Source organism: Arthrobacter sp. Ms25, assembly GCF_059090365.1.
This window is the reverse complement of the sequence record NZ_JBNHFP010000002.1, coordinates 170999-189136: the sequence shown is the minus strand read 5'-3', so window position 1 is coordinate 189136 and position 18138 is coordinate 170999. Positions and strand designations below refer to the sequence as shown.

14 protein-coding genes are annotated in these 18138 nt (G+C 65.5%); 7 read left to right on the top strand and 7 right to left on the bottom strand.

Annotation, left to right across the window (positions count from 1 at the left end):
• Positions 1-56 precede the first annotated feature (56 nt).
• Both AC5RT8_RS05520 and AC5RT8_RS05515 read left to right on the top strand, forming a co-directional pair.
• Complete coding sequence (locus tag AC5RT8_RS05520) at positions 57-1244, top strand: Gfo/Idh/MocA family protein (protein ID WP_494094706.1); 1188 nt, start codon at positions 57-59, stop codon at positions 1242-1244.
• A 56-nt stretch (positions 1245-1300) separates the two neighbouring features.
• Complete coding sequence (locus tag AC5RT8_RS05515; protein ID WP_494094705.1) at positions 1301-2302, top strand: sugar phosphate isomerase/epimerase family protein; 1002 nt, start codon at positions 1301-1303, stop codon at positions 2300-2302.
• A gap of 111 nt (positions 2303-2413) precedes the next feature.
• Here the strand turns inward: AC5RT8_RS05515 and AC5RT8_RS05510 are convergent, their stop codons facing one another.
• Positions 2414-3448: a LacI family DNA-binding transcriptional regulator gene (locus AC5RT8_RS05510; RefSeq protein WP_494094704.1), complete on the bottom strand. Its 1035-nt coding sequence runs from the start codon at positions 3446-3448 to the stop codon at positions 2414-2416.
• A 299-nt stretch (positions 3449-3747) separates the two neighbouring features.
• On the opposite strand from AC5RT8_RS05510, the gene arfA reads away from it, so the two are divergent.
• The 4 genes from arfA to AC5RT8_RS05490 all read left to right on the top strand — a co-directional run bounded on the left by arfA (position 3748) and on the right by AC5RT8_RS05490 (position 8701).
• Positions 3748-5259: an arabinosylfuranosidase ArfA gene (gene arfA / locus AC5RT8_RS05505; protein ID WP_494094703.1), complete on the top strand. Its 1512-nt coding sequence runs from the start codon at positions 3748-3750 to the stop codon at positions 5257-5259.
• 121 nt (positions 5260-5380) lie between these two features.
• Positions 5381-6748, top strand: coding sequence for an ABC transporter substrate-binding protein (locus AC5RT8_RS05500; protein ID WP_494094702.1), 1368 nt, complete (start codon positions 5381-5383; stop codon positions 6746-6748).
• Positions 6749-6821: 73 nt separating this feature from the next.
• Positions 6822-7772, top strand: coding sequence for a carbohydrate ABC transporter permease (locus tag AC5RT8_RS05495; RefSeq protein ID WP_494094701.1), 951 nt, complete (start codon positions 6822-6824; stop codon positions 7770-7772).
• Positions 7772-8701, top strand: coding sequence for a carbohydrate ABC transporter permease (locus AC5RT8_RS05490; RefSeq protein WP_494094700.1), 930 nt, complete (start codon positions 7772-7774; stop codon positions 8699-8701). Before AC5RT8_RS05495 ends, AC5RT8_RS05490 begins: the two co-directional genes overlap by 1 nt.
• Before the next feature lie 85 nt (positions 8702-8786).
• Here AC5RT8_RS05490 and AC5RT8_RS05485 read toward each other — a convergent pair whose 3' ends face one another.
• The 4 genes from AC5RT8_RS05485 to chvE all read right to left on the bottom strand — a co-directional run bounded on the left by AC5RT8_RS05485 (position 8787) and on the right by chvE (position 13781).
• Positions 8787-9548 (bottom strand): hypothetical protein, encoded by a 762-nt coding sequence (locus AC5RT8_RS05485; RefSeq protein ID WP_494094699.1) that lies wholly within the window; start codon positions 9546-9548, stop codon positions 8787-8789.
• 301 nt (positions 9549-9849) lie between these two features.
• The gene (mmsB, locus tag AC5RT8_RS05480; protein WP_494095180.1) at positions 9850-11028 is read right to left on the bottom strand and encodes a multiple monosaccharide ABC transporter permease; all 1179 of its coding nucleotides are present in this window, start codon (positions 11026-11028) and stop codon (positions 9850-9852) included.
• A 23-nt stretch (positions 11029-11051) separates the two neighbouring features.
• Positions 11052-12599, bottom strand: coding sequence for a multiple monosaccharide ABC transporter ATP-binding protein (mmsA, locus tag AC5RT8_RS05475; protein ID WP_494094698.1), 1548 nt, complete (start codon positions 12597-12599; stop codon positions 11052-11054).
• Between the two features lie 66 nt (positions 12600-12665).
• Complete coding sequence (gene chvE / locus AC5RT8_RS05470) at positions 12666-13781, bottom strand: multiple monosaccharide ABC transporter substrate-binding protein (RefSeq protein WP_494094697.1); 1116 nt, start codon at positions 13779-13781, stop codon at positions 12666-12668.
• Positions 13782-14270: 489 nt separating this feature from the next.
• Here chvE and AC5RT8_RS05465 point away from each other — a divergent pair, with 489 nt between their 5' ends.
• On the top strand, positions 14271-16925 hold the full coding sequence (locus AC5RT8_RS05465) for a M14 family metallopeptidase (RefSeq protein ID WP_494094696.1): 2655 nt from the start codon (positions 14271-14273) through the stop codon (positions 16923-16925).
• Between the two features lie 64 nt (positions 16926-16989).
• Here AC5RT8_RS05465 and AC5RT8_RS05460 read toward each other — a convergent pair whose 3' ends face one another.
• Positions 16990-17406 carry a VOC family protein gene (locus AC5RT8_RS05460; protein ID WP_494094695.1) on the bottom strand — a complete coding sequence of 139 codons (417 nt, stop codon included), beginning with the start codon at positions 17404-17406 and terminating at the stop codon, positions 16990-16992.
• A gap of 104 nt (positions 17407-17510) precedes the next feature.
• Positions 17511-17900 (bottom strand): hypothetical protein, encoded by a 390-nt coding sequence (locus AC5RT8_RS05455; RefSeq protein WP_494094694.1) that lies wholly within the window; start codon positions 17898-17900, stop codon positions 17511-17513.
• Positions 17901-18138 lie beyond the last annotated feature (238 nt).

Sequence of the window (18138 nt, the reverse complement as noted above, 5' to 3'; positions counted from 1 at the left end):
TTGCCGGCCCGAACCTTCCGATCAGTCTCAACGCAGCACGGCACTAAGGAGAAAACATGCAGGACAACACGCCACTGAGGGTGGCACTGGTGGGGCACGGCTTCATGGGGGCAGCCCACTCGCAGGCCTGGCGGGTGGCTCCCCGGTTCTTCGATCTGCCCCTGCAGCCGCGCATGGACCTGCTGGTGGGCCGCGATGCGGAGCGGACGCAGGCCGCCGCCCAAAAATGGGGCTGGGCCGAGTCCTCCACCGACTGGCGGGAGGCGGTGACCCGGGAGGACATCGACGTCGTGGACATCGTCACCCCCGGGGCCTCGCATGCCGAGATCGCCATCGCGGCGCTCGACGCCGGCAAGCACGTGCTGTGCGAAAAGCCGCTGGCCAACACGGTGGAGGAGGCGCAGGCGATGGCCGACGCCGCTGCCCGTGCCGCCGCCCGGGGCGGCAAGTCGATGGTGGGTTTCACCTACCGCCGGCTGCCGGCCACCACGCACGCACGGAACCTCGTGGCCTCCGGGGCCATCGGCACGGTGCGGCAGGTCCGGGCCGTCTACCTGCAGGACTGGCTGGTGGACGAAGACTCCCCGCTGACCTGGCGGCTGCAGCAGGACCAGGCCGGATCCGGGGTACTGGGCGATTTGGGGGCCCATGCCATCGACCTGGCCCAGTACATCACCGGCCGCCGGCTCACCGAGGTCAGCGGCACGCTCGAGACCCTGGTCGGCAGCCGCCCGGTGCCCGGCGCGGCCAGCGGCGGTTCCGGCCTCGGCGGAGGGACGGGTGATGCCAGCGAGCGCGGGACGGTGACCGTCGACGACGTCGCCCTGTTCCTCGGCCGGTTCGAGGACGGCGTGCTCGGGTCCTTTGAAGCCAGCCGGATGGCCACGGGGCGCAAGAACGCGTTCCGGCTGGAGATCTCCGGCAGCCTCGGCGCGGTGCACTTCGACCTGGAGGACCTGAACTTCCTGGACTTCTACGACTACGCCGCTCCGCAGGACCGGCAGGGCTTCAGCAGGATCATGGTGACCGAACCGGACCACCCCTACGTCTCCGCGTGGTGGCCCGCCGGCCACTCGCTCGGGTACGAACACGGCTTTGTCCACCAGGCCAAGGACTTTGTGGAGGCCATCGCCGCCGGAACCGAACCCGCGCCGTCGTTCGCTGACGGGCTGCAGGTCCAGGACGTCCTGGACGCCGTGACCCGCAGCGCCGCCAAATCCAGCGTGTGGTTGCCCGTCCGTTGACCTTCCCGCCCCCTATGCTGTCCCCTAACCGCACGCACAAGGCAAAGGAGCCTGCCATGTCCCGACCCGTCACACTGTTTACCGGCCAGTGGGCCGACCTGCCGCTCGAAGAAGTAGCCCGGCTCGCCTCCGGCTGGGGGTACGACGGGCTGGAACTCGCCTGCTGGGGAGACCACCTGGATCCCTGGCGGTGGGATGACGAGGCATACGTGCAAAGCCGCCGCGACATCCTGGACAAGTACAACCTGCAGGTCTTCGCCATCTCCAACCACCTCAAGGGGCAGGCCGTCTGCGACGACCCGATCGACCAACGGCACCGGGACATGGTGTCCGACGCCGTGTGGGGAGACGGCGATCCGGAGGGCGTCCGCCGCCGGGCCGCGGAGGAAATGAAGCACACCGCCCGGCTCGCCGCGGCGCTGGGCGTGGACACCGTGGTCGGCTTCACCGGCTCGTCCATCTGGAAGTACGTGGCCATGTTCCCGCCGGTATCGGCCGAGGCGATCGACGCCGGTTACCAGGACTTCGCCGACCGGTGGAACCCCATCCTGGATGTCTTTGACGAGGTGGGCGTGCGCTTTGCCCACGAGGTGCATCCCAGCGAGATCGCCTATGACTACTGGACCACGCAGCGGGCGATGGAGGCCATCGGACACCGGCCGGCGTTCGGCCTGAACTGGGACCCCAGCCACTTCGTCTGGCAGGACCTGGATCCGGTCAGTTTCCTCTGGGATTTTTCCGACCGGATCTACCACGTGGACTGCAAGGACACGAAGAAGCGGATGAGCAACGGCCGCAACGGCCGGCTCGGCTCGCACCTGCCCTGGGCCGATCCGCGGCGCGGCTGGGACTTCGTCTCCACCGGGCACGGGGATGTCCCGTGGGAGGACGCCTTCCGGATGCTGGGCAGCATCGGCTACACCGGACCCATCTCGGTGGAATGGGAGGACGCCGGAATGGACCGGCTGGTCGGAGCTCCGGAGGCCCTGGAGTTTGTCCGGTCGCTGGCGATGGATCCGCCGGACGCCGCGTTCGACGCCGCCTTTTCCTCGCGCTAGGCCCGGGACAACGACGACGGCGGCCCCTCCTGCGGGAGGCGGCCGCCGTCGTCGTGCCTGTTACCTCGGCGTCCGTCCGGAGCGTCCACCCCTCCGCCGGGAGCACATGCTTTACCGGGTCGAACCGTCGCCGCCCCCGGTGGATTCGCGGTGGACAATCCGGAACCCGGCCTTCACGGTCCGGGGAGCAAGTCGCTCCTCCTTTTCCCCGATCCGCTCCACCAGCAGCCGGACCGCCGTCTCGGCGATCTCTTCCCGGCCCGGATCCACACTGGTCAGGGAGGGAAGGGAATAGCGGCCCTCATCGATATTGTCGAAGCCGATGACCGCGACGTCGCCGGGCACGCTGAGGCCTTCCTCCGCGAGCCGGCGCAGCGCACCGAGCGCAAGCGTGTCATTCATGGCAAACACGGCATCGAAGGCCACGCCGCGGCGACACAGGTCCGCAATGGCCGCGGCTCCGGTTTCCCGGCCCCAGCTGCCGCCGCGCACCACCAGCTCCGGATCGCCGGGAATTCCGGCACCGGCGAGGGCCTGATGGTAGCCGCGCTCGCGCAGGCTGGCCGAGCTCGCCGCGTCCCCGGCAACGTCCATCGCTCCCACCAGGGCGATCCGGAAGCGGCCGGTGTCCAGGAGGTGCTCGACGGCGGCCCGCGCGGACGAGGTGTTGTGCATGGTCACGTGGTCGGTGGGACCGTCGAAGATACGCTCCCCCAGCAGCACCAGGGGCCCGCCGGCCGGCAGGAGGCCCACGTCATCCTGGCCCAGCTCGGCGGGACTGAACAGCATTCCGTCGATGAAGCGGATCTGGCCGCCGGAAAGCGCTTCGAGCTCAAGCTTGCGATCTCCGTTCGTCTGCTCGATCAGCACCCGCAGCCCCCGCTTGGCGGCTTCCCGGATCACGGCATCGGCAAGTTCGGCAAAGTAATTCTCCCGCAGCGAGGGAACCGTCAGGCCGATCACCCCCGTCCTGCCGGACCGCAATCCGCGGGCCGAGAGATTCGGCCGGTACCCCAGCTCCTCGATGATCCTGCGGACCCGCAACCGGGTTGCCGGTCCCACCTTGGGACTGTCGTTGAGGACGTTGGACACCGTTTTGATGGACACCCCGGCCGCCTGCGCAACGTCGTGGATTGTCGGACTCATGCTGACGCCGTGCCCCTCTCCTGCCCTCCAGCGTCTCCGGCGGGGCAATGTACAAATCCTAGCCCCGCAGAAAATGCTCGGCTGTCCGCGTCTCCGCCCGTCCGTACCCGGCCCGGACGGACAGCCGGGCGGGGGTAAATAACATTTTCGCTTTTCCCCGGAATGGCTATTGACGCCCGCGGTGACTCCGTTTAGCGTTCCGGTACAACGTTGTACCTCACCTCAGGCTGCACCATCGACGCGGTATCCGCACCATCGGAAATCCCACCGATCAGTGACATTTTGACAACGGAGTCCTTATGCCCAATGCCCGCCTCACCCTTGATCCCCGCTTCCGGGTGGGACCGGTCAGCCGCAGAATTTTCGGTTCCTTCGTGGAACACCTGGGACGCAGCGTGTACGGCGGCATTTACGAGCCCGGGCATTCCACCGCGAATGAGGACGGCTTCCGCCGCGACGTGATGAACCTCGTGCGTGAGCTGGGAGTGACCACCGTGCGCTACCCGGGCGGAAACTTTGTCTCGGGCTACCGGTGGGAGGACGGGGTGGGTCCCCGCCGGGACCGGCCCGCCCGGCTGGACCTGGCCTGGCACTCGATCGAAAGCAACGACGTCGGGCTGGACGAGTTTGCCCGCTGGGTCGGCGAGATCAACGGCGAACTGATGTACGCGGTGAACCTCGGCACCCGGGGCGTGCAGGAGGCGCTGGACGTCCTCGAATACGCGAACGTCCCCTCCGGCACCGCACTCTCGGACCAGCGCATTGCCAACGGCAGCCCCCTCCCCCACAACATCCGGATCTGGTGCCTCGGCAACGAAATGGACGGGCCGTGGCAGCTCGGCCACGGCACCGCCTCCGACTACGCCCGCCTGGCCGGCAAAACGGCCCGGGCCATGCGCCAGCTGGACCCCGCCCTGGAACTCGTGGTCTGCGGCAGTTCAAGCGCCGCAATGCCGACCTTCGGGGACTGGGAACGCACGGTGCTGGAGGAAACGTACGAGGATGTCGACTTCATTTCCTGCCACGCCTACTACGAACCGCGGAACGGCGATTTCGCCAGCTTCCTCGCTTCCGCCGTCGGCATGGACCGCTTCATCGACTCGGTGACCGCGAGCGCCGACCATGTGAAAGCCGTCCGCGGCAGCGCCAAGACCATGTACCTGTCCTTTGACGAGTGGAACGTCTGGTACCAGTCGCAGTATAACGACGGCGAGAAGATCACCGACGCGGGCACATGGCCGCAGGCGCCGCGCCTGCTGGAGAACGCCTACTCGGCCATGGACGCCGTCGTCGTCGGCGGGCTCCTGATCAGCCTGCTCCGGCACGCGGACCGGGTGACGGCGGCGAGCCTGGCGCAGCTGGTCAACGTCATCGCACCGATCATGACCGAACCGCAGGGACCGGTCTGGCGGCAGACCACGTTCTATCCCTTTGCCATCACCTCGCGGCTGGCCCGCGGAACGGTCCTGGATCCGAAAATCGACTCACCGGCCATGCACACCGACGCCTACGGGCAGGTGCCCATGGTCGATGCCGTCGCCACCCATGACGAGGCCACCGGAAACACCTCGGTGTTCCTGGTCAACCGGAGCCTGACCGAACCCGCCACCATCACCATCGATGCCGGGCAGCTGGGCATCGACGGCATCCGGAGCGCCGAGACCCTCCATGATGAGGACCTTCACGCCGCCAACACCCTCCAGGACCAGGACCGTGTGGTCCCCGAACCCAACAAAAGCGCGTATGTCCACGACGGAACGGTCACGGTGACCCTTCCTCCGGTGTCCTGGACTGCACTCGCGCTGACCTAGCACCTCCCACGTTTAGCACCGAACGCACCATCATCCACCCAGCGGAGCAGCAGCGGAGTTGAAAGCCACATTCCGGGCTGCTGACAACGGTGTCTTTGCACCGCGAAAGGACGAGCTAACAATGAATAAGGGAAAAGGCCTGCTCGCAGCAGGCATCACCACGGCCTTAGCCGCAGCAATGGTGGGCTGTTCCGGTGACGGCAGCGGCAATGCCGGCGGCGGCGGGGAGGGCGCCAGCAAAACGAACTGCACCAATGAGATCAAGGTGCAGGACGTCCCCGTGGTCACCTACTGGGGATGGTTCGAAGACACCGCCCAGACCGTCGACAACTTCAACAACAGCCATGACGATGTGCAGATCTGCTGGTCGAACGCCGGGCAGGGAGCCGATGCGTACGCCAAGCTCTCCACCTCGCTCCAGTCCAAATCCGGGGCGCCGGACATTGTGCAGATCGAATACGACTGGCTGAACAGTTTCCTCCTGCAGGACGGACTCGTGGACATGACCGAGTACGGCATCGAGGAGTACAAGGACAGCTTCACCGAGGGCGCCTGGCGCGACGTCTCCAGCGGTGAAGGCGTCTACGCCGTACCGGTCGACCTGGGACCGGTGGGCATGTGGTACCGGCAGGACATCTTCGACAAATACTCCATCCCGGTTCCGACCACCTGGGATGAGTATGCAGCCGCAGCCGAACAGCTGGCCGAGGCCTCCGGCGGGGAAACCCTGATCGGCAACTTCGCGCCGAACGGCCAGGGCCAGCATTACGCCTTCCTCGACCAGGCAGGCGCGGTACCGTTCGACTTCGATAACGGCAATCCCACCGAAATCAGCATCAACCACAATGACGATGCCAGCAAGAAGGTCTTCGACTACTGGATCGATCTCGTCAACCAGGGCCTGGTGGGCACCGACCAGGCATGGACCCCCGAGTTCAGCACCGCTCTGGGGACCGGCCGGTACGCCACGGCGATCTATCCGGTCTGGTACAACATCCAAATTCCGGCGCTCGAGGGTGCTGACGCGGAGGCCGTCTGGCGTGCGGCACCGATTCCGCAGTGGGACGCCGCCAGCCCGAAACAGGTGAACTGGGGCGGCAGCACGCTGGGTGTGACCGTGCAGGCCGACGACGCCGAACTCGCCACGAAGGTGGCGGCCGAGCTCTACCTTCCCCAGGAGAACAAGGAACTCGGAGTGGAGGTTGGGGGGCTCTTCCTGGCCTACCCCGAAATGATCGAATCGGCGTACTTCCAGGACCGCCCCTACGAGTTCTACGGCGGGCAGCAGTTGAACAAGGAGGTGTTCGGTCCGGCGGCCCTCGACTACAAGGGCGTGACCTTCTCGCCGTTCACCCAGTTCTACTATGACGAGTCCCAGCGCCTGCTCTCGGAGGCGATCGAGGGCAGCATCTCGGCAACCGACGCGGCGGATGAACTCCAGGCCTCGTTGGAGACCTACGCCACCGAGCAGGGTTTCACCCTGAAATGAGTAGCTCCGGGCGGGCGGAGCGCTGCCCCGCCCGCCCGGAGGCCACCCCATAGGCGCCCGAAGGAAGAGACATATGTCAGCCACCTCAGCCACCTCGCAGCGGAAGGAACCCGTTGGCCCGCCGGCACCGGTACGACGGAAAGCCAGCCTGGAGCGTAAGAACGCCCGGTTCGGCTGGGTGTTCCTCACCCCCTTCGCGGTCGTGTTCCTCGTCTTCCTCGTCCTGCCGCTCTGTTATGCGTTCTGGATGAGCCTGCACACCAATACCCTCGCGGGAGGCGAACAATTCGCCGGGCTGGCGAATTACCTCAAAGCGTTCAGCGACCAGCGCTTCCTGGCCGGGATGGCACGGGTCGCGGGGTTCGCCGTCGTCTTCGTGCCGCTCCAGATCGGACTGGCGCTGCTCTTCGCGCTGATCCTCGACGACGTCCGGACCCGCCTGTCCCGATTCTCGCGCCTGCTCATCTTCGCGCCCTACGCCATCCCCGGCGTGATCGGAGCCCTGATGTGGGGGTTCCTCTACAGCCCGTCCTTCGGTCCCCTGGTGTCCTTCTTCGACTTCCTGCAGCTGCAGGCACCGGACCTGCTCAACCCGGAGTCGATCTTCTGGTCGCTGACCAACATCGTGACCTGGCAGTGGACCGGCTACTACATGATCATCATCTACGCCTCCCTGCAGTCGATCGACCCGTCCATCTACGAGGCGGCCAGGATCGATGGAGCTTCCAGACTCCAGACAGCCCTGCAGGTCAAGGTACCGATTGTCACGTCATCGCTCGTGCTGACCATGGTGTTCGCGCTGATCGGGACGCTGCAGTTCTTTACCGAACCGCAGGTGCTGGCCCCGCTGGCCGGCAACGCCATTGACGCCGCGTACACGCCCAACCTGTACGCCTACAATCTGGCGTTCTCCTACCAGCAGTTCAACTACGCCTCGGCCATTTCCTTCGCGCTCGGCCTCATGGTCTTCCTGGCCTCCATCATTTTCCTGATCGCTACCCGCAAGAAGAGCGGACTCAACTGATGACCACTTCACCTGCACCGCTCCTCGACCAGGCCGTCACCACCGCCGGGCGGGCGAAACAGCGCACGCCCCGGAAAGCGAGGGGTGAGCGGTCCGTCGGGATGCACATCCTCCTGGCCGTGGCGTCCCTCTATTTTCTCCTTCCGCTGTGGTGGCTCATCGTCGCCGCGACCAAAAGCACCCAGGGGCTGTTCACCGGGACCGGCGGGCCGCTGTGGTTCGATGCAAACTTCGCTTTCTTCGAGAACCTGCAGCAGCTGGCCACCTATAGCAACGGCATCTACCTGCGCTGGCTCGGCAACTCGTTCCTGTACGCGACGGCGGGCGGCGTCGGCGCCACCGTCCTGGCGGTGCTGGCCGGGTACGCGTTTGCGAAGTACCGCTTCCGGGGCAGGACCGTCAGCTTCATGATCCTCCTGGCCTCGGTCATGGTTCCCGCCACGGCCCTGGTCATCCCGACCTACGTGCTGTTTAACAACCTCGGCCTCACGAACACTGTCTGGGCGGTCATCCTCCCCTCGCTGCTGAGCCCGTTCGGTGTCTACCTCATGCGCGTCTACGTCCAGGATGCTATTCCGGACGAGCTCCTGGATGCCGCCCGGGTGGACGGCTCCGGCGAAATCCGGACCTTCCTGACCATCGCGCTGCCGCTGATGCGTCCGGCCGTGGTCACCGTGCTGCTGCTGTCCGTGGTGGGCGGATGGAACAACTACTTCCTGCCGCTGGCCATGATCTCGGACCAGACGCTGCTTCCGGTGACGGTGGGACTCAATGCCTGGCAGGTGCAGTCGAACTCCGCCACGGCGAGCAGCCTCATCTGGAACCTGGTCACCAGCGGGTCACTGGTCTCCGTCATTCCGCTCATTGTCTCGTTCCTTCTGCTGCAGAAATACTGGCAAGGCGGGCTCTCCCTCGGCAGCCTAAAGTAGGTACCGCCTTAAGCAGGAACGACGGCGGCCCCTCCTCTCCGGAGGCGGCCGCCGTCGTCGTCGTCCTGCCGTTGTTTTCCCGGTGTTAGCGGGAGGTCTTCACCACCGGCCGGCAGGCCTCGAGGATCGGGGCAATGAGACGCTCCAGGCTGGCATCCATCGTCTCGACCGCAAAGTCCTCGATGAAATTGATGGCCACAATTCCGGGTGTCAGCCGGTCCTTGGACAGAGCCTCGAAGTGTTCATCAAGCCACCGTTCCGCCTCGCCCCGGAGCAATTCTGATTCCGGGTCGAACCGCAGCTCGCCAAGAAAAATCTGCTTGAACCGCGCCGGGTTGGACGCCGGAGACGGAAAGACCTGCTGGGACGCCACCAGCGCAAAGTACAGGGGCATGGCGCTTCGTTCAAAGAGGCGGATGGAAGCGAGGGCACGGGTGACGTCCGCGGCCGGCGGTACCGTCTCGGTACCGATGTCGATGCGCGCGGCCGGCACTGCCTTCGCGAGGCGTACGCAGGCACCGCTCAGCAGGTACATGGTCCGGTGGATTGCCACTTCCGCCTCACTCCGCAGCTTCAAGAGCTCTCCGGCACGCGTGGACTGCGGATCTGCAGCCAGCAATGTGTCCGGGTCCTCTTTCCAGAACACATGCATGTCTGCTTTCAGCTCCGCCATGCGCTGGACCACGACGCCCTGCAGGTCCGTGAGGATGTCTACCCGCCCGGCTGCATAATCCCTCGCGGAACGGTCCACGGTCTCCCTCGCGACGTTTACCGCTTTCCGGCCCAGGTGCGCGGCTACCAGCACACCAACTACGGCCGCCAGGGCAGTGACGGAGTCAATAATCATGCCGCCCATTTCCATATTCATTTTTCCCCCGTTGCATTTCGCCTGACCGCGCTAGCCCGCGGGGACGTGAATACATGGCGGATTTGGCCGTGCGGCGACTCCCGATACCGCGGCTGGTCGCACATCAGGAATCGTTGTTGATTAGTTAGAGCATTGAAGTCTATCGGTGGTAAATCACAAAACCGGATTGTTACGACTATCCACTCTCGATGCGGGTATTCCTCCTGCTCAGGAGCCTGGTGTACGGGAAAAGGGGTCGCCAGTACCTCTGACGACCCCTTTCTTTCTTGTTCTCCGAACCCTACCGCGCGTTGCGGCTCCGGCTCAGCCCGAACACAACCGCCGCCAGCAGCACCAGGCCCTTGATGATCTGCTGCCAGGCGGCGTCGACGGACAGAATGGACAGGCCCTGGTTCAGCACACCCATGACCAGGCCGCCGATCACGGCGCCGACCACGGTGCCCACCCCGCCCTGGACCGAGGCGCCGCCGATGAACACGGCGGCAATGGCGTCGAGCTCAAAGCCGCTGCCGGCGCCCGCAACGGCGCTGCCGGCGCGGGCGGTGCTCACCACTGCGGCCAGCCCCGCAAGGAAGCCCATGTTCACGAAGACCAGGAAGTTCACCCACTGGGTCTTCACGCCGGACATCATGGCCGCGTTCAGGTTCCCGCCCATCGCGTAGATGTGCCGGCCGAAGACCGTCCGGCCCAGCAGGAAGGAGTACGCCAGCACCAGCGCGGCCAGGATGATCAGGATGATCGGCATGCCGCGGTTGTAGGCCAGCAGGTAGCAGAGGTACATGATCGCGAAGACGGCCACGGCCATCTTGAAGACAAACGACGCCGTCCGCTCGCGCGGCAGGTCCAGCCGGCGCAGGTCCGCCCGGCCCTTGAATTGCTGCGCCACCAGGGCAATGGATGCCAGCGCGCCGATGCCCAGGGTCAGCAGGTCCGGGGTTCCGGTGCTAGGCAGGGTGCCGGAGCCGATGGAGATGTACGGCCGGGGCAGCCCGCTGATGGTGCCGCCGCTGAGCAGCACCAGCGCGACGCCGCGGAAGACCAGCATGCCGGCCAGAGTCACAATGAAGGCCGGTATCCCCACGAACGCGACCCAGAAGCCCTGCCACGCGCCGATCAGCGCACCGACCACCAGTGACAGCACCACGGCGGCCCACCAGGGCATCCCCCAGTTGTTCATGGCCAGGGCGGCGATCGCCCCAACCGCCGCCACCACGGAGCCGACGGACAGATCAATGTGCCCGGCAATGATGACCATAACCATGCCGATGGCCAGGATCAGCACGTAGGCGTTCTGCTGGATGAGGTTGCTGACGTTGCCCGGGTACAGCAGCCGGCCGCCGGTGAGCACCTGGAACAGCAGGATGATCACCACCAGCGCGGCGAGGATGCCGTACTGGCGCAGGTCGACCCGGCGTCGTTTCTTCGGCTTCGCACCGGATGACGGCGGCAGCGGTGCCATCGCCTGTTCGGGAGTAGTGGTGGTCACTGGACTTGTGCTCCTTGGGTCCTGGCGGCGGTCATGTGGCGCATCAGTTCTTCCTGGGTCGCCTCGGCCCGGTCCACCTCTGCTGTGAGGCGGCCTTCCGCGATGGTGTAGATGCGGTCCGAGAGCCCGATCAGTTCGGGCAGCTCGCTGGAAATGACAATCACGGCTTTGCCCTGGGCCGCCATTTCGTTGATGATTCCGTAGATCTCGTACTTGGCGCCGACGTCGATCCCGCGGGTCGGCTCATCGAGGATCAGCACGTCCGGCCCGGAGTAGATCCATTTGCTGAGGACCACTTTCTGCTGGTTCCCGCCGGACAGGTTGCTGACCGTGGACGTGACACTGGGTGTGCGGATGTTCATCCGCTGCCGGTAATCGTCGGCCACGGCGTATTCGCGGTGCCGGTCGATGACTCCGAGCCGGGCCAGCTTCCCCAGCGCAGCGGCCGAGACGTTGACCGTCACGCTGCCGATCAGGTTCAGGCCGTAGCGTTTGCGGTCCTCGCTGACGTAGGCAAGGCCGTTCCGGATAGCCTCTCCCACCGTGCGGGTGGAGATTTCGACGCCGTCCTTGTAGACGTGCCCGGAAATGTTGCTTCCGTAGGAGCGTCCGAAGATGCTCATGGCCAGCTCGGTCCGGCCGGCGCCCATCAGCCCGGCAAAGCCGACAATTTCCCCGGCCCGGACGGTAAAGGAGGCATCCTTCACCACCATGCGTTCCGGATCCACCGGATGGTGGACAGTCCAGTTCTCCACCCTGAACTTCTCCTCCCCGATCTTCGGTTCGCGGGGCGGGAACTGGTGATCGAGCGGGCGGCCCACCATGGCGCGGATGATCCGGGTTTCGATGGCGTCGGTGTCCTCCACCGGGAAATCCTCGATGGTGCGTCCGTCGCGGATGACCGTGACGGTATCTGCTATGGCCCGGATTTCCTTGAGCTTGTGCGAAATGACGATCGAGGTGATCCCCTGCCCGCGCAGCTGGTCGATCAGGCCCAGCAGGTGGGCGGAGTCGTCGTCGTTCAGCGCTGCGGTGGGCTCGTCCAGGATCAGGATCTTCACCCTTTTGGACAGGGCCTTGGCAATCTCCACCAGCTGCTGTTTGCCCACGCCGAGCTCAAGGATCTTGGTGGCCGGGTTTTCGTCCAGCCCCACCCGGCGAAGCAGTTCCACCGCCTGCAGGTTTGTCTTGTTCCAGTCGATTACCCCGCCGCGCGCCACTTCGTTGCCCAGGAAAATGTTCTCGGCAATCGACAGGTACGGGCTCAATGCCAGTTCCTGGTGGATGATCACAATGCCGTCGCGCTCGCTGTCGTTGATCGAACCGTAGCTGACGGGCTTGCCTTCAAGGGTGATGGTTCCGGAGAAGCTGCCGTGCGGGTAGACCCCGCTGAGCACCTTCATCAGGGTGGATTTGCCGGCGCCGTTCTCGCCGCAGATGGCGTGGACTTCGCCGCGTTTAACATTCACCGACACCTCGTCGAGGGCCCGGATGCCGTTGAACTCCTTCACTATGCCGTCCATGGACAGGATGACGTCACTCATGTGGTTCTCATTTCCGTGCAGGGCAGCAGGACGCGGCGGTGGTCCTCCGCCGCGTCCTGCCTCGAATCAGAGACCGACGTCGCCGGCCTCAAGGAAGCCCGATTCCACCAGCGTGGACTCGACCTGGTCCTTGGTGACCACCACGGGATCGAGGATGTAGGTGTCGACCACCTTCACCCCGTTGTCGTAGGTCTCGGTGTCGTTGACCTCCACGTCCTCGCCCGCCACGAGTGCATCGATCATGGTTTCGACCTGGGTGCCGAGCTCGCGGGTGTCCTTCCAGACGGTCATGGACTGCCGGTCTTCCAGCATGGCCTTGACGTTGGCGACGTCCGCGTCCTGGCCGGTGATCAGCGGCCAGTCCGTGCCGGGCCGGTATCCGGCCGAATCCAGGGAGGCCTCGATGCCCAGGGCCAGGCTGTCGTTCGGGGACAGGACGACGTCGACCTTCTCGCCTCCGGTGTAGAAGGACTGCAGGCGGTTGTCCATTTCCGCCTGGGCATCGGGCGATTCCCAGCCGAGGATGCCGATGGATGTCCAGTCCTCGTTGCTGGCCGGGGACTTGCCTGACGGAACCACGAGCTGGCCGCTTTCGACGTAGGGAAGCAGCACGTCCCACGCTCCGGAGAAGAAGAACGCGGCGTTGTTGTCATCCGGGCTTCCGGCGAAGGGCTCGAGGTTGAACGGCCCCTTGCCCTCGGCCAGGCCCAGCTGCTCTTCGATGAACTCGCCCTGGAGCTGACCCACCTGGTAGTTGTCGAACGTGGCGTAATAGTCCACTGCCTCGGTGCCGTTGATCAGGCGGTCGTAGGCGATGATCTCTACGTCCTGTTCCTTCGCGTCTTCGAGCGTGGGGCCCAGGGTCTCGCCGTCAATGGCGGCGACCACCAGGATCTTCGCGCCGCCGGCGACCTGGTTCTGGATCTGGCTGATCTGCTGGTCCGTCTTGTTATCGGCGTACTGCAGGTCAACGTCGCAGTCCTTGGCTTCGAGTTTTTCCTTCAGCCCCTCGCCGTCATTGATCCAGCGCTCGAGGCTGCGGGTGGGCATGGAGATACCGACATTGCAGGACGTGCCCTCGCCCTCGCTTTCGGTGCTGGAGCCCGCCGGTGCGCAGGCCGACATGCCGGCGGCCAACCCAGCGGCCAGAAAAACGGCCGAGAGATTCTTGATTCTGGTCATGCTGGAAACCTTCGAAAAGGACCCGGCGGTGGGGACTTTCCCGCGCACCGGCTGCCGCGGGTGCGGCAGCCGGTAACGAGGTATCTTGTGGCCGGATCGAGCGGATACAGCGCTGTAACGCCCTGTCGACGAATGCATCAACGATTTGTAGGCGAAGACAACATATCCGCCGACAGAGGCAGCTGACAAGACAATCAGCAAACTTTATCCAACCGAAATGTCCCGGACCAGAGTGGGGAACGGCAAGGGCAATCGGCACAACCGCTTCGAAAGCGTGCACCCCGTATTGACGCTCCTGCCCCGCACCCATAGCGTCCCCGATGCACTCGCGCCGCCGCATCGTCACTGGATGCGGCACACCGCGGACCGCCGGCCGGCGCAAAGCTGTCCGGCCGGCGTCGTCCGCACCACCGCACGCTTCACGGTGCGGACTCGAAGCGGTACCCGCTGCGCCAGGGGGAGGCGCGGCCTCTTGATGAGGGATCCTTCATGCAGCTCAGACATCGAACCGCCGCGGCGGTTGTTACCTCCCTTGCCCTGCTCGGGCTCACCATTTCCCCGGCGGCCGGAACGCGCGGCGAAACCGCACCCGCCAGCAAACTTCCGGACCTGCCCACTCCGGCCGAATACTTCGGTTTCGAAATGGGCGACGAAGGCAGGCTGGCGGCCTTCAGCGACATTTCCGAATACTTCGAAACGATTGCCGATTCCTCTTCCGAAGTGGACTACGAGGTGGTGGACCGGACCACGGACAACAATGAATATCCGATCCTGCGCCTGAGCAGCGAGGAAAACCTGGCCCGGCTGGATTCGATCCTGGCCGTCAATGAACGGCTTGCCGATCCCGAGGCCATGGCCGCGGAAGCCGAAGGCGCCGGGATGGAACCGGAAGAATACGCCCGGCAGCTCGCCCGGACCACGGTTCCGGTCTACTACATCGAAGCGTCCATCCACGCGACGGAGGTCGGCAACACCCAGGCGCTGGTCGACGTCGTCCACCGCCTGGCCACCGAGGACTCCGAGGCGATGAATCGGATCCTGGACAACCTCGTGGTCCTCGTGGTGCCTTCCGCGAATCCGGACGGCCAGCAGATGGTGGTGGATTACTTCAACGACACCGCCGGCACCGAGTACAACCGGGTCTATCCCGACCTCTATCACCGGTACGTGGGGCACGACAACAACCGCGACTGGTTCATGTTCACGCAGAAGGAATCCCGCACCCGGGTGGCCCTGGAACAGAAATACCGGCCGGTGGTGCAGCACTACATGCACCAGGCCGGCACGGAAAGCCCGCGGATCTGGACCCCGCCCTATGACGAACCGCTTTCGCCCGACGTGGATCCGATAGCCGTCGCATCCTCCAACGCGCTGGGGCAGTTCACGCAGCGCGACCTGGTGGCTGAAGGGTTCAAGGGGGTGAAATCCGACGACGCGTACGGCATCCTCTGGAACGCCGACGTCGCCGGGTACGGCACCTTCCTGGGCACCTCAATCTTCCTCACCGAAATCGCCTCCGCCCGGGACCTCGCCTACCCGTACACCGGCGAGGACGTGCTCGAACCGACGGACAAGACACTCCGCTCTCCCCTGCCCTACGATTCGGACACCTGGACGCTCAAGCAGATTGTCCAGTACGGCACCGCCGCCGCGTTCTCCGGACTGAACACCGTGGCCGGCGACCCGCAGTCCTGGCTGCTGAACAACCTCTACCGGGTCAACGCGAACAGCGAAACCTGGGACGGCGGCCCCTACGCCTACGTGGTGCCGGCCAACCAGCGCGATCCGTACGCGGTGTACGACATGATGCGGATCTTCGACATCGGCGAGGTGGAGATTGAGCAGGCCACCGCGCCGTTCACCGCCGAGGGCCGGGAGTTCGACGCCGGTTCCTACATCCTGCGCACCCAGCAGCCGCTGGGCCGGTGGGTGGACCAGCTGCTGCGCATCGACGAATATCCGGACAGCGCCCGCAAATGCGACGACTGCCCGCTGATCCTGCCGTACAGCGAAACCACTGACAATGTGGGCCTGTTTATGGGCGTGGATGTGGCAGCGGTGCAGGAACAGTTCGACGCCGAGACCCGGCCGGTGCAGGCCATCACCCAGGAGCGGATCCGGATGCCCCGTGCACCCGGCGCCGACGGCGCCTACATCCTCAGCGCCGAGTCCTACGGGCTGGGCCGGATCATCGACGCACTGCAGGACGCCGGCGTGGACGCCTACCGGGCATCCGGACCGATCACCGTGGAGGGCCGGGAGTTTGCTCCCGGCGCCCTGATGGTGCCGGCCGGCGAGCCCAGGGCGCGGGAAACACTGACCCGGGCCGTCCGGGAAACGGCGCTGCCGGTGTATGCCACCGCGGCAATGCCTGCCACCGGGGCGGTCCAGCTGGCAGAGGACACCCGGGTGGGACTTGTCCGGGGCGCCAACAACATGCCCGGCGGCTGGCTGATGTGGATGATGGACCAGTTCGGCACGAACTACGAGGTGGTGGAGGCGGCGGACTACGCCACCTTGTCCGAGCAGTTCGACACCATTGTCCTGGCTCCGGGCATCACCACCGAACGGCTGACCGCCGGGCTGGACGCCACCAAGTATCCGGAGGAATTCGCCTGGGCTGCCGGTGTTCCGGACGCTCCGCAGCGGCTGGCCGAGTTCGCGAACCAGGGCGGGAACATCCTGGCGCTGGGCTCCTCGTCCCTCACCGCGGCGTCCGCCATGGGCCTGCCGGTGGAGAACGTCACCCCGGAGGACCGGAACGTGTTTACCGTGCCCGGTGCCCTGCTGGCGCAGGAGTATGACACCGCCCAGCAGGCGGCGTGGGGCATGCCGGCGGCCTGGCCCACCTGGTTCAACAACGACGCCGCGTTCCGGCTCACCGGTGAGGGCACCTCCGTGTCGCGGTATCCGGCCGAGGGCAACCCGCTGGTCAGCGGCTACGCCCTGGGTGCCGAGGCGCTCAACGGTGCCACCAACATTGCGTCCTTTGACGTCGGTGAAGGGGAAGTGACCATTGCGGGCGGCCACATCACCTTCCGTACCTGGCCGCGCGCTTCCTGGACGGTGGTCACCAACGCCATCTACAACGGGGCCGGCACCGAGCTGACGGCCGAGGAGATGGCCGCGCGGTTCGGCGGCTGACCTGCGCTGACCTGGGTCGCCGCCTAAACAGGGCGGCGGCTCAGTGCCAGGCAGCTCCGGCCGCCTAGGAGTCTTCAGTCTCGATGCTGATCATCCAGCTGGTTCCGAACCGGTCGGTCAGCATCCCGAACACGTCTCCCCAGGGTGCCTTCTCCAGCGGGAGGGTCATCTGGCCGCCGTCGAGCAGTTTGTCCCAGTACCGGCGCAGTTCCTCACCGTTGTCGCCGCTGAGGGAGATGGAGTAACTGCTGCCCTGATCCATATTCATGCTGTTCGGCGTATCCGAAGCCATTAAGACCAGGCCGTTGTCGGTGGTCAGGGAGGAGTGCATGATCTTGTTCGCCTCGGACGGATCCTCGGCCATGTTCATCTCACCGAAGGTGGAACTTTCCAGCGTTCCTCCGAACACGTCCTGGTAGAAAGCCATGGCCTCGGCGGCGTTGTCCCGGAAGCTGAGGTAGGGGTTCATCAGGGTGGACATGGGTGTCTCCTTCAGGGGTAGGACCGGATGAACCGAGTATGCCCCCGGCGACGGCGCGGCGGAACCCGCTTCCCTGGATTTGGCCCTACCTGCTTCCCTCCTGGCTACTTCCCTGCGGGCTGGCCGCGGACCGCCGACCATTCGCCGCTGAACACGGCGTCCCCCACCGGCTCCCAGTTGTTTGCCTCGAACAGGGAGGCCACGGTGTCCCGGTTCAGGTCCGGGGATCCCCCGTCCACGTCCGCCGTCGGGTAGCAGACCCAGAGGGATCCGCCCGGTTCGACGGCGGCAGCCGCCGTCGCCAGCTCATGAGCCAGGTCGGCTGCGGACGCGACGAACAGGAGCACGACGTCGGCCGGGAAGCGCCCGTCATCCTCGGCCAGGAACGCGGACGCCGGCAGCAGCCCGGCTACCTCGGGAAAGTCTTTGGCACCGTAAACGGTGACACGGTCCGTTGCGGAAAGCTCAAACGGCTGGGCTGATTCGGAAGACACTGGGGGGCTCCATTCCTGGGCACGAGACTCTGGTGGTACGGCGGCCCCGAAGTAGTAAGCCGCCTTGGCTATTATTTCAGCCACGGTCCCCTGATGGACCCGGTTTTGGGCATTCCCAAGCACCAACTGTGTAACAACGGACCAGGGCATTGCCCGCGGTGTGACGCAGCAGACGCAACTGCGCACACTGGCACCGGATTACCTACCCGCCGCGGCGCACGTGCCGCTCCCCGGAGCG

Coding starts and splice junctions, on each gene's coding strand:
- AC5RT8_RS05520 (WP_494094706.1), top strand. CDS start 57: ATGCAGGACAACACGCCACTGAGGGTGGCACTGGTGGGGCACGGCTTC.
- AC5RT8_RS05515 (WP_494094705.1), top strand. CDS start 1,301: ATGTCCCGACCCGTCACACTGTTTACCGGCCAGTGGGCCGACCTGCCG.
- AC5RT8_RS05510 (WP_494094704.1), bottom strand. CDS start 3,448: ATGAGTCCGACAATCCACGACGTTGCGCAGGCGGCCGGGGTGTCCATC.
- arfA (WP_494094703.1), top strand. CDS start 3,748: ATGCCCAATGCCCGCCTCACCCTTGATCCCCGCTTCCGGGTGGGACCG.
- AC5RT8_RS05500 (WP_494094702.1), top strand. CDS start 5,381: ATGAATAAGGGAAAAGGCCTGCTCGCAGCAGGCATCACCACGGCCTTA.
- AC5RT8_RS05495 (WP_494094701.1), top strand. CDS start 6,822: ATGTCAGCCACCTCAGCCACCTCGCAGCGGAAGGAACCCGTTGGCCCG.
- AC5RT8_RS05490 (WP_494094700.1), top strand. CDS start 7,772: ATGACCACTTCACCTGCACCGCTCCTCGACCAGGCCGTCACCACCGCC.
- AC5RT8_RS05485 (WP_494094699.1), bottom strand. CDS start 9,548: ATGATTATTGACTCCGTCACTGCCCTGGCGGCCGTAGTTGGTGTGCTG.
- mmsB (WP_494095180.1), bottom strand. CDS start 11,028: ATGGCACCGCTGCCGCCGTCATCCGGTGCGAAGCCGAAGAAACGACGC.
- mmsA (WP_494094698.1), bottom strand. CDS start 12,599: ATGAGTGACGTCATCCTGTCCATGGACGGCATAGTGAAGGAGTTCAAC.
- chvE (WP_494094697.1), bottom strand. CDS start 13,781: ATGACCAGAATCAAGAATCTCTCGGCCGTTTTTCTGGCCGCTGGGTTG.
- AC5RT8_RS05465 (WP_494094696.1), top strand. CDS start 14,271: ATGCAGCTCAGACATCGAACCGCCGCGGCGGTTGTTACCTCCCTTGCC.
- AC5RT8_RS05460 (WP_494094695.1), bottom strand. CDS start 17,406: ATGTCCACCCTGATGAACCCCTACCTCAGCTTCCGGGACAACGCCGCC.